Raw genomic sequence first — 14,135 nt, forward strand, 5'->3', positions numbered from 1 at the left:
GATCTACAAAATTTTATTTTATTCAATTCCGTTTGACTTAACAAAAAGGATATCCCTAGTAGACGAGGCTCAATTGCAATATTTTTTAGATTAATTAATAAATGGTTTAAAAATTGCTTTGCATTTTGGGAATAAAAAATTCCTTGAAAGAATTCTTGGAATCGTCATCTAGGCCAATTCTCTATAAAAGTGAGATTAAGGATATGAGTCAAAATGCAACAACAGGAAAAGCTTTTGAAATAGAAAGCAACAGTATCGATTATGTTGATCCGTCGCAAAGAAACGGCAACGTAAAAGATTTATTTACTTTATGGTTCTGTACCAATATTGCACCCTTGGCGGTGATTACGGGTGCTATGGCTGTACAGACATTTAAATTGAACATCATCAGTGCCTTTACAGCAATTCTGTTTGGTCATTTCTTTGGCGCCGCTATTTTAGCCTTAACCTCGGCGCAAGGGCCACAGGTCGGCATTCCTCAAATGATCCAGAGTCGTGCACAATTTGGTCGCTATGGCGCATTATTGGTGGTTATTTTCACGACTTTCATTTATCTGGGCTTTTTTACCTCCAACATTATTTTGTCGGGTAAAACCTTACATACCGTTATTCCTGCAATCCCCATACCGACAGCAACCGTAATTGGTGCGATTGTTGCGACCTTAATCGGGATTATTGGTTATCACTTTATCCATAAGTTCAACAAAATTGGCACATGGTTTATGGGGGGGGCGCTTTTAATTGGTTTTGCACTGATGATTCCGCATGTAACGGCTGAGGTGCTTGCCAAAGGGTCTTTTAACTTAAAAGGTTGGTTTGCTATGTTCTGCGTATGCGCAATCTGGCAAATTAGTTTTTCTCCTTACACTTCGGATTACTCACGTTACCTACCTAAAGAAATTGGTATTTTCAAACCGTTTATTAATACCTACTTAGGTGCAGCTCTAGGTACGATCATTGCATTTAGCTTTGGTATGCTTGCAGTCAGTATTATGACCACCAATGATGCCATGCTTGCGGTTAAAACTGTCACAGGTGGTTTTGGCTATGTCCTCATGATTTTGTTCTTATGCAATATCATCGGGCATAATGCCATGAATTTATATGGTGCATCACTTTCCTTTATTACTGCGATTCAAACGTTTGCAGGGAAGTGGATTCCGAGTAAAAATACGCGCATTTTTTTGTCGATCTTCGTGCTCATTCTTTCGACAGGAACTGCACTCTGGGCATCAAGCAGCTTTATCAGCTACTTCCTAAACTTCATCTTTGCGTTGTTATTTATTCTTATTCCGTGGGTTGTTATTAACCTGATGGATTTCTATTACATCAATAAAAAGCGTTATGACATTGATTCTATTTTTGATGAAAACGGTGGTAAATACGGTAAATACAATGTCAAAACCCTCGCTGCCTATTTCATTGGAATTGTGGTTCAAATTCCATTCCTGACCAACTCATTCTTTACAGGTACATTTGCCAACATTATTCCAGATGTCGATATTTCTTGGATTGTCGGCATGTTGGTTACCGCAGTGATCTATTACTTGTTAAATCAGTCCAAGGTCTCTGCACGTCATTACGACGTCTCAACCAAAAAATGTTAAGTCAGCGTAAAGACATTAAGTTTGTAAGGAATAAAAAATGAAATATTCATACTATCGTTTTGGCATAGGTTTAATCAGTACGAGTCTCGCACTGCCTTGTTTTGCAGCAATTACTTTGGGTGATGCACAAACCGACACTGGCGCACTGACCATTTCAGGTTATGTACGTGCCAATTACCAAGATAAAAATTATGGTTCCGATAATGACCATAAACTGCAATTTAATGTTGCAAAGCTGGCTTTAGACTATGCAACACCGAAATGGTTTGCACATGGTGAATACCGTTGCTATCAGTACAGTACCTTATGCGATTTCTCGACTTTGGTTGATGCTTATGCTGGTTATCGTTTTAATGAGCAACAAAATGTGACCGTAGGTTTACAACCGATTCCTTTTGGTGTGGCACGTTTTTGGGAAAGTTCATTATATGGTGGTATTAACAACACCATGGGCTTAGAAGATGCACATAATTTGGGCGTGAACTACCATCATGAACTGAATTCAACCAAAATAGATTTGGCTTACTTTGCTACTGATGGTGGAAATTACCATGGCGATAGTCGTGATTCAGCACGCTATACAGGTAACTTTGTAAAATCGGATGATCCAACACGTTCAACACTGAATGAAAAAAATATGTGGATTGGACGAATTAGCCAAGATATTAAATTAAGTAGCATACCTGATCTGAGTTTAAACCTAGGCGGTTCTTACTGGTATTCAGACATTGAAAATAAGACCACAGACTTAGACGGCTCCCGTAAAGCGTGGGCACTGTTTGGAAGTTTGGCTTATCAAAATCTAGCATTGACACTTACCGGTGGTAAAAATTCAGTAAGCAATCAAGATTCAACTGGTCCACATGAGTCAGTGATGGGTTCTTATGATGGTGAATATGACGTTGCCAATAAGGGTGCATTTTATACAGCCGATGTTCGTTATAATTTTAAAGATGTATACAAAGGCTTAAGCATTACACCGTATGCGGCATATACCACTTATGTCAAAGATCAGGATAGCTATAAAGATTCAACCCGAAACTTTTTAGGTGCTTCATTTGACTATAAAAAGGTATCTTTAGTGGCTGAATATATCTTCAGTAAGAATGACCCATTTATTGGTGGAACTCAGGCTGCTTTAGCACAAGGCGATGCTGATGACAAATGGAATAGACTGTTGAACTTAACCTTCTTCTATTATTTCTAATTGGTAAAATGGGCAGACTGCTCAAAAAAATTTCCTCATTTATTTGGTATACCATATTTCAATAATATGGTATCCAATTTATTATTCAGTTAACGGAATACGCGCTACAGATATTTTGACTGAAGTTACAGTTTAAAAGGTAGGATATACAATGACTCCAATGGGACCACTTTTTCATCAGCAAGCATTGATTGCAGGGCAATGGTGCGATGCAGATAATCAACAAACAACCACGATTTATAACCCTGCTAATCAGCAAGTGATCGGTCATGTTCCCAATATGGGCAAAGCTGAAGCAGAACGTGCGATTCAAGCAGCTTATGCCGCATGGCCAATGTGGAAAACTAAAACTGCAAAAGAACGTTCAGTTTTATTAAAAAAATGGTATGAGCTGATTATTCAACATAGTGATGAATTGGCAACGATATTGACCATTGAACAGGGCAAGCCTTTATTTGAAGCCAAAGGTGAGATTGTTTATGCTGCCAGTTTTATTGAATGGTTTGCTGAAGAAGCGAAACGAATTTATGGGGATGTTATCCCTAGCCCTTATCCCGATGCGCGCATTGTTGTAAACAAACAACCTATTGGTGTCGTTGCAGCGATTACCCCTTGGAATTTTCCTGCTGCGATGATTACCCGAAAAGTGGCACCTGCACTGGCTGCGGGTTGTCCTTGTATTGTCAAACCTGCACCTGAAACACCATTTACAGCTCTAGCCTTAGCTGATTTAGCGGTACAAGCTGGAATTCCTGCAGAAATTTTGAGTGTGATTACAGGCGACGCAGTGCAAATTGGTGATGCCATTTTCTCTAGTGATGCTGTACGCAAGTTTACGTTCACTGGCTCAACACCAGTAGGGAAAATGCTTCTGCAACAATCAGCAAAAACCCTGAAAAAAGTTTCCTTGGAATTGGGCGGCAACGCACCGTTTATTGTATTTGATGATGCTGATGTCGACGCCGCTGTTGAAGGTGCCTTAATCGCCAAGTTCCGAAATGCAGGACAAACCTGCGTATGTGTAAATCGCTTTTTGGTGCAAGCAGGAATTTATGAAAAATTTATTCAAGTCTTCAAAAGTAAAATTGAAGCCCTAAAAGTCGGCAATGGTTTAGACGCAGGACATGAAATTGGCCCATTGATTAATCAAGGCGCAGTGGAAAAAGTTCAATCACACATTCAAGATGCACTTTCCAAGCAGGGTCGTTTAGTGACTGGTGGACAAAGCCACGTAGCAGGCCCTCTGTTTTTTGAACCGACACTGATTGCCGATGCAAATACTGACATGTTAGTGGCAACTCAAGAAACTTTTGGTCCACTTGCAGCGGTATTTAAGTTTGAAACTGAAGATCAAGCCGTACAGATGGCAAATGACACAGAATATGGTCTTGCAGCCTATTGTTATACCCGAGACTTAGGCCGTGCATGGCGTATGAGTGAACAGCTTGAGTACGGTATGGTTGGGATCAATAAAGGTCTCATTTCAAATGAAGTTGCACCTTTTGGTGGCGTAAAGCATTCTGGTTTAGGGCGTGAAGGCTCTAAATACGGCATCGAAGACTATCTTGAAATTAAATACACTTTATTTGGAGGCATTTAAGTATGAGCAATGAAAAACTTGAAAAAGGTTTAGCTATTCGTAAGCAAGTCTTGGGTGAAGAATACGTCAATAACTCACTCAACAATGCCGATGATTTCAATCTTCCCTTACAAGAGCTTGTGACAGAATATTGCTGGGGCGCAGTTTGGGGCAGAGAAGAACTTTCGAAAGCTGAAAGAAGCATGATTAATTTGGCGATGATTTCTGCTTTGAACCGTCCACATGAATTAAAACTACATGTCAAAGGTGCATTGCGTAATGGTGTGCCCAAAGAAAAAATTCGTGAGGTATTGCTACAAGTCGCAATTTACTGTGGCGTACCTGCGGCAGTGGATAGTTTTCGTATTGCTAAAGAAGCGATTAAAGAGTTTGAAGCAGACGCTTAGTGCTATGTATGAATAATAAAAAGAGAAACAGCAGTTTCTCTTTTTATTTGGTTCGTTGTGCCATTACATCAAAGTATAAAGCACCTACTTTATTATTTTTTAACTGTTATAAGCACGTTCGTTATGCTCAATAATATCAAGACCTTGCTGTTCTTCTTCTGCACTGACCCGTAACCCGATTGTCATATCTATGCCTTTCATAATGAGCCATGTAAAACATCCACAGTACACAATAGTTAAGACAATGCCTGCAACTTGAGCAAAGAATTGCTGGACTAAATTAACATCGCTTACAGTACCCCCTAAAGCAGGAATACAGAAAATGCCTGTTAATATTGCCCCAACCATGCCACCTACACCGTGTAAGGCAAATACATCAACAGCATCATCAAAACCAAATTTTCGTTTTAATGTAGTCACAGCATAAAAACAACAAATACTTGTAAGGAAGCCAATCGCAAGCGCACCTAATGGTCCAACATAGGCAGCAGCAGGCGTAATGCCAACCAAGCCAGCAACCGCTCCTGAAGCCAGTCCAAGAGATGTCACATGTTTTGCCATCATTTTTTCAATACACATCCAACCAGTAATACCTGCACAAGTCGCAAGCATTGTGGTTAACAGTGCGACGCCCGCTGTGGTGTTGGCAGAGAGCGCAGAACCGACATTAAAACCAAACCAACCTGCCCATAATAGTGCAGCACCAATCATGGTATATACTAAATTGTGTGGCGGCATCGCTGTCGTAGGCCAGCCGTGACGTTTCCCCAAAACCAATACACCGACCAAGGCCGCAATACCAGAGTTAATATGAACCGCTGTCCCGCCAGCAAAATCTAACACCCCCCAGTTGTGCATAATTGCCCCAGGGCCACCCCAGACCATATGTGCTAAAGGGCCATAAACTAAAGTCAGCCAAAGTGCAGCAAAGATTATAACAGCACTAAACTTCATACGTTCTGCAAAAGCACCAATGGCAATACAAGGTGTAATAATGGCAAAAGTTAGACCAAAAGTAATCAACACATACTCAGGCACACCGCCCACCAAGGTCTGGTCATTTATGCCGAGTAGAAATGCTTTATTTAAGGAACCTACAAAACTATTAAGGTTTAAATTCCCTTCGGTCATGTTACTGGTGTCGGAGGTCATACTATAAACAAATGCCACCCATAAAATGGCTGAAATACCTGCAACGGCAAAGAATTGAGAGAACAAGGACAAAACATTTTTTGACCGTAGCATTCCACCATAAAATAAGGCAAGACCTGGAATGAACATCATCAGTACTAAAATTGCAGAGATCATCATCCATACTGTAGATGCAGCATCTAAGTGAGGTTCTTCGGCAAAAACACAGGTAGGAATAAGGAATAGCAAGGCCAGAAAGATTTTTTTTAACACATGAATCATGATGAAGTACTCCCAATGGAGGATTTGCTTATTTGATTGGCTCTTAAATAGAAATACATAAGATCAGCATTCCTAAAGAGAATAATAATTTCCTTTCAGTTAAAGCAATTCTTGTACCATGATTATTTATTAAGCATTCTTATGACGTGACAATGTAGTGTGATTGATAAAACTATGAAACATTGAAATGATTGAAAGGTGTATGTGATTTAGCTTTAATATTTTCACATGCACCATTTCTTAAAACAGGTACCATACAGAAACTTATACTTCTCCATTTGATCCATAGTTCATAATTGAGAGTAAACGAATTGGCACTTTAATCAGTTTTTCTGGTCCATGTGGGATTTCACCTTCAAGTGTTAAACAGTCACCTGGCTGCATGTGGAAAATTTCATGACCATGGCGATACATTAATTCACCTTCAACCAGATACAACATTTCTGTACCAGGATGAGCAAAGGTCGGGAACTCCTCACTAGCATCATCCATACTCACCAAATAAGCCTCAAAATTTTTACGTGGGCCACGTGAATGCGTAATGAGATGATACGTGTGTCCTTTTTCAGTTCCACGACGTACAACTTCCATACCTTCACCTGATTTAACCAACATGGCATTACTTTCTTGTTGGTCATATTGACTAAACAACGTTGACATTGGAATACCGAGGACTTCACATAGGCGACTAAGAGTTTCAAGGCTAGTCGAAACCTGAGCATTTTCAATTTTACTTAACATGCCTTGGCTAATACCTGAAATTTGGGCTACTTCAGACAGTTTGAGGCTCTGTTCTTGTCGATGTTTCTTAATTTGAATACCTATATATTGTTCCAACTTTAGGCTGTTCTTGGTTTGACTCATTATGGTTCAACTCTGCACTGTTTTGAAAATTATGCCTTTTAAATTCTACTAAAAATAAAAAACTATTGTTCTATATTTTAATAATCCTCTTGTGAAATAAATATTCCTATAAGGAAATTAAAGGCTTGGCTGTTTTTTATCAAATTCTTCTGCAAAAAATGAAACTTGGCAAGAGATTTGCTTTTCTCTTTGGGAAATAAAATTTCTTGATATGAAACTTGCATTAATATAAATATCTCAATGCATTTTTCAAGCCAAACACTGTTTTTGTCATATTAGGAGTATGTCAATCATGTTGCAGCAGGCTGTAAAGGAGATGTTTGATCACCACGAAGTGATCAACAAACCCATGTATCGTTCAGAAGTACAAAAAGTCATTGATCAACATCATTTGAAATATGTGCTTGCACAATTTGTGGATATTCATGGTGCAGCAAAAACAAAATCAGTTCCAATTTCTGGTTTAAAAGCCATTGAGAAAGATGGTGTAGGCTTTGCTGGATTTGCAATTTCTGGTATGGGAATGCAACCGCATGGCCCTGACTTTATGGTAAAAGGGGATTTATCTACTTTAATTCCTGTCCCTTGGCAACCTGGTTATGGCCGCGTGGTTTGCGAAGGACATGTAAATGGTAAACCTCACCCTTATGACACTCGTTATGTACTGCGTAAACAAGTACAACGTTTGGCTGAGAAAGGTTGGACATTAAATACAGGTTTAGAACCAGAATTTAGTCTTTTCCGTCGTGGAGAAGATGGCAAATTAAAAGCTGTGGATGACTCAGATACTTTAGATAAACCTTGTTATGACTATAAAGGTCTTTCCCGTTCTCGTCAGTTCCTTGAGCGCTTAACTGAAGCATTAATCCCCGTAGGTTTTGATATTTATCAAATTGATCATGAAGATGCCAATGGGCAATTTGAGATTAATTATACTTATAGTGATGCTATGAATTCGGCAGATATGTTTACTTTCTTCCGCATGGCAGCAGGAGAAATTGCCAATGATTTAGGCATGATTTGTTCATTTATGCCTAAACCAGATCCTAAACGAGCAGGAAATGGAATGCACTTCCATTTGTCTATTGGTAGTGATGAATCAAATAACTTATTTCATGATCCGAACGACCCAAGCGGTATGGGGCTGTCAAAAATGGCTTACCAATTTATTGCTGGTTTGTTGGCTCATGCACCAGCACTTTGCGCATTTTGTGCCCCAACCGTCAACTCTTACAAACGCTTAGTGGTTGGTCGTTCACTGTCGGGCGCAACATGGGCACCTGCTTTTATCACTTACGGAGCAAATAACCGTTCGGCAATGGTCCGTATTCCCTATGGACGTATTGAGCTTCGACTACCAGATGCAGGCTGTAATCCCTATTTAGTTTCTGCAGCCATCATTGCCGCTGGTTTAGATGGTATTGAGCGTGAACTTAGCCCGCCGACCGCATGCAATGAAAATTTATACACCTTAGGTTTTGATGAAATTGCAGAACGTGGCATTGAAACCTTACCACAGTCCTTAAAAGAAGCAGTGGATGCTCTAAAAGCTGATCCATTATTTAAAGACAAAATGGGTGCAGAGATTGTGGATGAATTTATTGAACAAAAAAGTATGGAATGGGTCGAATACTGTCGTCACGTTTCGGACTGGGAAATACAGCGTTATACCGAGTTCTTTTAAGCAAAAGACCTAATGTCACCGCTAATACAAAGCAATGAATACAAAATAATCGGAGAAAGAATATGTGTGGAATTGTTGGTTTATATCTTAAAAATCCTGCGCTTGAATCACAATTAGGCAAATTATTTGAGCCAATGTTAGAAGCCATGACTGGTCGTGGTCCAGACAGTGCAGGCTTTGCCATTTACGGTGATGAAGTACAAGACGGTTGGGTCAAATTAACCTTACAAACGACAGATGAATCTTTTAACTGGCAAGGTTTTGCGGAAAATTTAAAAGCCAAATTGGGTACAGGATTTGACTGGTTCCAAAATGCAACTGCTGCAGTTTTAAAAGTCGAAGCAGATGAAACAACTGTTCGTGCTGCCATTACTGAACTTGCATCTGAACTTAGAATTATGAGTGTGGGGCAAAGCATTGAAATCTTAAAAGGCATGGGTCTTCCAGTCGAAATTTCTGAGCGATTTGGCTTAGCTAAAATGAAAGGTAGCCACATCATTGGGCATACCCGTATGGCGACTGAAAGTGCTGTAACAATGGAGGGGAGTCACCCATTTTCTACAGGTGCCGACTTATGTTTAGTACATAACGGTTCATTATCGAATCATGCCCGTTTACGTCAAGAACTTAAACGTGAAGGCATCAGCTTCGAAACAGATAACGATACGGAAGTTGCGGCAGGTTATCTCACTTGGCGCTTACAACAAGGGGACAATCTGGAGCAAGCCCTCAATCACGCACTAGATGACTTAGATGGTTTCTTCACCTTTGCAATTGGCACTCGTGATGGTTTTGCTGTGATTCGTGATCCGATTGCTTGTAAACCAGCGGTTTTGGCTGAAACGGATGATTACGTTGCCATGGCTTCTGAATATCAAGCCTTAGCCTCATTACCGAATATTGATAAAGCCAAAGTGTGGGAGCCAGAGCCAGCGACTTTATATGTTTGGGAACGTTCTTCAACCAATAGTAGTGCAGCAGCATAAGTTAACAGGAAAATTGGAGCAAAAATATGAATAGCACAGTACTAGCAGAAAAAATGACTTCAACCATTTTTAAAGATACTTATGATCTAAGCGTGGATACGATTCGCGAGCTGAATCAGGCGTTACATACTGCAGAAATTGTTGAAGAAGTCACAGCTTGGAAAATCAAGAATCCAGCGGGCCAACATAACATTGCCGTTGGGATTAAAGCGCCAGTTCAAGTCACCATTGATGGACATGCAGGTTATTACTGTGCGGGTATGAACCAAAAAGCAGACATCGTGGTGAATGGTAATGTCGGTGTCGGAGTAGCTGAGAATATGATGTCAGGTTCTGTATATATTAAAGGCAATGCATCGCAAGCGGCAGGCGCAACAGCACATGGTGGTTTACTTGTGATTGACGGTGATGCAGGTGCCCGCTGTGGCATTTCCATGAAAGGTGTGGATATTGTGGTGGGCGGTAGTATCGGTCACATGAGTTGCTTCATGGGTCAAGCAGGTCGCTTGGTGGTGTGTGGAGATGCAGGTGATGCACTTGGCGACTCACTCTATGAAACCCGTATTTATGTTAAAGGCACAGTGAAATCACTGGGTTCAGATTGTATTGAAAAAGAAATGCGCCCTGAGCACATTGCTGAATTGACTGAGTTATTAGCAAAAGCGGGTTTTGACCAAGATCCAAGCACATTTAAACGCTACGGTTCCGCACGCCAACTTTATAACTTCAAAGTAGACAATGCATCTGCTTACTAAGAATTCAACGTATTTGGAGAAATCATCATGACACAAGCGACTACTACATTTGAGCCAGTATTACGTGAATCCGCTACGTTTGATCGTTTGACGATTCAAGAAATTCAACGTGCAGCTGCAACAGGGATCTACGATATTCGTGGTGGCGGTACTAAACGCCATTTACCACACTTTGATGATTTACTGCTTTTGGGCGCGAGTATGTCGCGTTACCCATTAGAAGGTTACCGTGAAAAATGTGGCACCGATGTGGTGTTGGGTACACGTTTTGCGAAAAACCCCATTCATTTAAAAATTCCAGTGACCATTGCAGGGATGAGCTTTGGTGCTTTGTCTGCCAATGCCAAAGAATCACTCGGTCGTGGCGCCTCTATGGTGGGGACATCGACAACGACAGGTGATGGCGGAATGACACCTGAAGAGCGTGGTCATTCTGAAACATTAGTGTACCAATATCTTCCTTCACGTTATGGTATGAACCCAGACGATTTACGCAAAGCAGATGCCATTGAAATTGTACTCGGACAAGGTGCAAAACCGGGCGGTGGCGGCATGCTACTCGGTATGAAGGTCACTGAGCGTGTTGCGGGGATGCGTACACTTCCAGTAGGTGTCGATCAACGTAGTGCATGTCGTCATCCTGATTGGACAGGTCCAGATGACTTAGCCATTAAAATTGCTGAAATCCGTGAAATTACTGATTGGGAAAAACCGATTTATGTCAAAATCGGGGCGAGCCGTCCGTACTATGATGTCAAACTTGCAGTTAAAGCAGGGGCGGATGTCATTGTATTAGATGGTATGCAAGGCGGTACTGCTGCAACTCAAGAAGTATTTATTGAGCATGTCGGTATTCCAATTTTGTCTGCGATTCCTCAAGCTGTTCAGGCGCTGCAAGAAATGGGAATGCATCGTAAGGTTCAGCTCATCGTTTCAGGCGGAATTCGTACAGGTGCTGATGTTGCAAAAGCGATGGCATTGGGTGCAGATGCAGTGGCGATTGGCACTGCTGCACTGATTGCATTAGGTGATAACCATCCTCGTTTAAATGAAGAGTTAAATAAAATTGGCTCTGCGTCGGGTTATTATGATGATTGGCAGAATGGACGTGATCCTGCAGGGATTACTACCCAAGACCCAGAGTTGGCTCAACGCTTAGACCCAATTGAAGGAGGGCGCCACTTAGCCAATTATTTACGGGTCTTGGTATTAGAAGCCCAAACCATGGCGCGCGCTTGTGGTAAATCGCACTTACACAACCTTGACCCTGAAGATTTGGTTGCGTTAACTGTTGAAGCTGCAGCAATGGCCCGTGTACCACTTGCAGGAACAAACTGGGTTCCAGGGCAATTACAGTATTAAGCTTAGAAATGATTTTGGTTCTGAATGGCTTTAGTTGCACAAAACTGTTCTTAAGGGCTTCTTCAGCAATATGATTTTCAAATGAAGAAGCCTACACACAAAATCTACCGCACAACCAATTGGCCCGCATATAACCGACCTCTCATTAATCGTGGGAATATTGCCATTTGGTTCGATCCAAAGACCCAGTGGTATGCACAATCATAAGGCAATCATGGTCGGAATCAAACTTACTCTGACACCGCTATTCAATGCTGTTTAATGATTAAATCTTTATTCAGACTCTCTGTACGCATGGTCACAGGTTTTGTTCAAAGTCTGATTAACCTTTGCGGATTAAATTGGGCAGCACCAGATTACAGTACGCTGTGTAGAAGACAAAAGCATATTGATATTCAAATTAGCTATGAGAAGAGTTGCAATAGACTGCATATACTCGTCGATTCCACGGGCTTGAAGTTTTTAGGTGAAGGTGAATGGAAACGTAAGAAACATCAGCCTGAATATCGTCACCAATGGCGTAAATTACATATTGGTATAGATGCTAAAACCATGCAAACACATGCTATTCAGCTCACAATCAATAATGTCAGTGATTAACAGGTACTTGGTGATTTACTTGATCAGATTCCACAAGATGAGCAGATTGACTCTGTTTATACCGATGGAGCTTATGACACCAAGAAATGCCGTCCGGTCATTGCGGATCGGCAAAAACATGCAGTGATTCCTCCTAGGAAAAATGCCAAGTTTTGGAAAGATACAAAGACCAGTTCGCTAGAGCGAAATGAATTACTTCGAACAGTTAAAACGTTTAGGCAGGACACTATGGAAAAAATGGTGAGGCTATCATCGCCGAAGTTTGGTTGAAACCAAGATGTACTGCATCAAATTATTAAGTGATAAACTCAGTTCAAGAAACCTTCGAAGCCAAGTCAATGAGGTTCATGCATGTGTAGCAGTCCTTAACAAATTTATGGAATTAGGTCGACCACATACCCAAGTTGTAACTTAAATTTGAGTTGCTTAAAAGAACTCTATCTTTAAAGGCTTTATGCAATAAAGCCCAACGCAACTAATCCATTTATTGGTGTTGATCATGCTTGGATGAGTGGACCGACTTTTCCTCCCCATCAAGGCTTTTCAGCAGTTTCATATTTATTCCTTGATTCAGAAACAGGAATTAATAATCGTGACTCAATTGGGACTCAAAATCTTATAAAATCAGGTGGTCTGCATTGGACGACTGCGGGTAAAGGGATCGTACATGAAGAAGTTCCTGCTGAAACAGGAAAGACCGTACATTCCCTACTAATCTTTATTAGCCTGCCATTGACTCCACCCACTGAAGTCACAATGTTGGACATTAGTTTTTAGAACCAAACGCAGAACTTGTTTTGAACTTAGCACCTGAACATTCAGGCTTTCTCTTACCTGTCTATGGCAAAGTTAGGGTAGATGATCAAACCATTAAACTTGATGATTTATAGGTTCCTATTTTTAATGAAAAAGAAGTAGCTCAGTATAGTACTTTGAAAGCTCTCGAACGAGGAGCAAAACTCGTTTTTTTTTAGTGCTAAACCATTATTAAATTAAATGAGGGAACTCAAACGATTTACAAGTGAAGATTCAGCATTGTTATTGATTGACCATCAAGTTGGAACAATGAGCTGGGTTAACTCGATTTCACTTGAAGAGATGAAACGCCATGCAGTTATGTTGGCTAAAACAGCAAAAATTCTGAATATTCCGACTGTACTTACTTCAAGTATGGAAAAATATGCTCAGGGACCTTTGATGGATGAACTGAAAGATAATTTACCTGTTGAGTTCGAAGCGTGTATTAAGCGTCTAGGCATCGTCAACGCAATGGACGATGATATTTTTGCCGCAGCAGTTACAGCAACAGGACGTAAACGTATCATCATTGCGTGGCTAACAAATGACGTATGTACCGTTTATCCAACATTAATGAGGCAAATTGTGCAAGAAATTGTCATGCCTACATTGCAAGGTTAAATAATAGAAGAGAGAGTTATGAATTTAAATTTTCATAACTGTCAAATTTTTGATAAAAAGTTTGTCTTAAATTTCGGATTTTTTATTGGTTTTTGCTGCTATAGATAACTGGCGGAAGCAAAATATTCAATACTTCTAAAAGTCATTGGGGCAGGGCTCCAATGACTTAATTACTTCTTTTTTTTATAGCAAATTCACTTTATTTCAAAATCTCTAGAAACATTAATACTGCAATTAAGCCCTCAGAATCTT

General features: G+C 40.4%; 12 protein-coding genes and 1 pseudogene. 11 read left to right on the plus strand and 2 right to left on the minus strand.

Annotation, left to right across the window (positions count from 1 at the left end; all coding sequences use genetic code 11):
- The first annotated feature begins 203 nt into the window (after nt 1-203).
- The 4 genes from GBI16_RS13515 to GBI16_RS13530 all read left to right on the plus strand — a co-directional run bounded on the left by GBI16_RS13515 (nt 204) and on the right by GBI16_RS13530 (nt 4,800).
- A complete protein-coding gene (locus GBI16_RS13515; protein WP_151707247.1) occupies nt 204-1,607 on the plus strand; it encodes a cytosine permease in 1,404 nt (467 codons plus the stop codon).
- Nucleotides 1,608-1,644: 37 nt separating this feature from the next.
- A complete protein-coding gene (locus tag GBI16_RS13520; RefSeq protein WP_151707248.1) occupies nt 1,645-2,814 on the plus strand; it encodes a porin in 1,170 nt (389 codons plus the stop codon).
- A 151-nt stretch (nt 2,815-2,965) separates the two neighbouring features.
- The gene (locus tag GBI16_RS13525) at nt 2,966-4,414 is read left to right on the plus strand and encodes an NAD-dependent succinate-semialdehyde dehydrogenase (protein ID WP_151707249.1); all 1,449 of its coding nucleotides are present in this window, start codon (nt 2,966-2,968) and stop codon (nt 4,412-4,414) included.
- A gap of 2 nt (nt 4,415-4,416) precedes the next feature.
- On the plus strand, nt 4,417-4,800 hold the full coding sequence (locus GBI16_RS13530) for a carboxymuconolactone decarboxylase family protein (protein WP_151707250.1): 384 nt from the start codon (nt 4,417-4,419) through the stop codon (nt 4,798-4,800).
- A gap of 99 nt (nt 4,801-4,899) precedes the next feature.
- On the opposite strand, the gene GBI16_RS13535 is transcribed toward GBI16_RS13530, so the two are convergent.
- Together GBI16_RS13535 and GBI16_RS13540 are read right to left on the minus strand one after the other, a co-directional pair.
- On the minus strand, nt 4,900-6,213 hold the full coding sequence (locus tag GBI16_RS13535; protein WP_404814606.1) for an ammonium transporter: 1,314 nt from the start codon (nt 6,211-6,213) through the stop codon (nt 4,900-4,902).
- A gap of 264 nt (nt 6,214-6,477) precedes the next feature.
- The gene (locus GBI16_RS13540; RefSeq protein WP_086210589.1) at nt 6,478-7,077 is read right to left on the minus strand and encodes an XRE family transcriptional regulator; all 600 of its coding nucleotides are present in this window, start codon (nt 7,075-7,077) and stop codon (nt 6,478-6,480) included.
- Between the two features lie 292 nt (nt 7,078-7,369).
- On the opposite strand from GBI16_RS13540, the gene glnT reads away from it, so the two are divergent.
- From glnT to GBI16_RS13575, 7 genes and pseudogenes are all read left to right on the plus strand, one after another.
- Complete coding sequence (gene glnT, locus GBI16_RS13545) at nt 7,370-8,761, plus strand: type III glutamate--ammonia ligase (protein WP_228199438.1); 1,392 nt, start codon at nt 7,370-7,372, stop codon at nt 8,759-8,761.
- A gap of 62 nt (nt 8,762-8,823) precedes the next feature.
- On the plus strand, nt 8,824-9,747 hold the full coding sequence (locus GBI16_RS13550) for a glutamine amidotransferase family protein (RefSeq protein WP_119063990.1): 924 nt from the start codon (nt 8,824-8,826) through the stop codon (nt 9,745-9,747).
- A gap of 26 nt (nt 9,748-9,773) precedes the next feature.
- Entirely contained in the window at nt 9,774-10,502 is a 729-nt protein-coding gene (locus GBI16_RS13555) for a protein glxC (protein ID WP_119063989.1), read from the plus strand.
- Between the two features lie 27 nt (nt 10,503-10,529).
- Nucleotides 10,530-11,864, plus strand: coding sequence for an FMN-binding glutamate synthase family protein (locus tag GBI16_RS13560; protein WP_119063988.1), 1,335 nt, complete (start codon nt 10,530-10,532; stop codon nt 11,862-11,864).
- A gap of 81 nt (nt 11,865-11,945) precedes the next feature.
- Nucleotides 11,946-12,879: pseudogene (locus GBI16_RS13565) on the plus strand (IS5 family transposase).
- 92 nt (nt 12,880-12,971) lie between these two features.
- A complete protein-coding gene (locus tag GBI16_RS13570) occupies nt 12,972-13,241 on the plus strand; it encodes a pirin family protein (RefSeq protein WP_228147025.1) in 270 nt (89 codons plus the stop codon).
- Between the two features lie 288 nt (nt 13,242-13,529).
- Nucleotides 13,530-13,883: a hypothetical protein gene (locus GBI16_RS13575; RefSeq protein ID WP_308463953.1), complete on the plus strand. Its 354-nt coding sequence runs from the start codon at nt 13,530-13,532 to the stop codon at nt 13,881-13,883.
- Nucleotides 13,884-14,135 lie beyond the last annotated feature (252 nt).

Source organism: Acinetobacter sp. TUM15064, assembly GCF_008980265.1.
Classification (GTDB): Bacteria; Pseudomonadota; Gammaproteobacteria; order Pseudomonadales; family Moraxellaceae; genus Acinetobacter.

Excerpts from the sequence above, each read along its gene's own strand:
- GBI16_RS13550 (WP_119063990.1), top strand. The coding sequence starts at position 8,824 with ATGTGTGGAATTGTTGGTTTATATCTTAAAAATCCTGCGCTTGAATCA.
- glnT (WP_228199438.1), top strand. The coding sequence starts at position 7,370 with ATGTTGCAGCAGGCTGTAAAGGAGATGTTTGATCACCACGAAGTGATC.
- GBI16_RS13570 (WP_228147025.1), top strand. The coding sequence starts at position 12,972 with ATGAGTGGACCGACTTTTCCTCCCCATCAAGGCTTTTCAGCAGTTTCA.
- GBI16_RS13535 (WP_404814606.1), bottom strand. The coding sequence starts at position 6,213 with ATGATTCATGTGTTAAAAAAAATCTTTCTGGCCTTGCTATTCCTTATT.
- GBI16_RS13575 (WP_308463953.1), top strand. The coding sequence starts at position 13,530 with ATGAGCTGGGTTAACTCGATTTCACTTGAAGAGATGAAACGCCATGCA.
- GBI16_RS13525 (WP_151707249.1), top strand. The coding sequence starts at position 2,966 with ATGACTCCAATGGGACCACTTTTTCATCAGCAAGCATTGATTGCAGGG.
- GBI16_RS13555 (WP_119063989.1), top strand. The coding sequence starts at position 9,774 with ATGAATAGCACAGTACTAGCAGAAAAAATGACTTCAACCATTTTTAAA.
- GBI16_RS13515 (WP_151707247.1), top strand. The coding sequence starts at position 204 with ATGAGTCAAAATGCAACAACAGGAAAAGCTTTTGAAATAGAAAGCAAC.
- GBI16_RS13520 (WP_151707248.1), top strand. The coding sequence starts at position 1,645 with ATGAAATATTCATACTATCGTTTTGGCATAGGTTTAATCAGTACGAGT.
- GBI16_RS13530 (WP_151707250.1), top strand. The coding sequence starts at position 4,417 with ATGAGCAATGAAAAACTTGAAAAAGGTTTAGCTATTCGTAAGCAAGTC.
- GBI16_RS13540 (WP_086210589.1), bottom strand. The coding sequence starts at position 7,077 with ATGAGTCAAACCAAGAACAGCCTAAAGTTGGAACAATATATAGGTATT.
- GBI16_RS13560 (WP_119063988.1), top strand. The coding sequence starts at position 10,530 with ATGACACAAGCGACTACTACATTTGAGCCAGTATTACGTGAATCCGCT.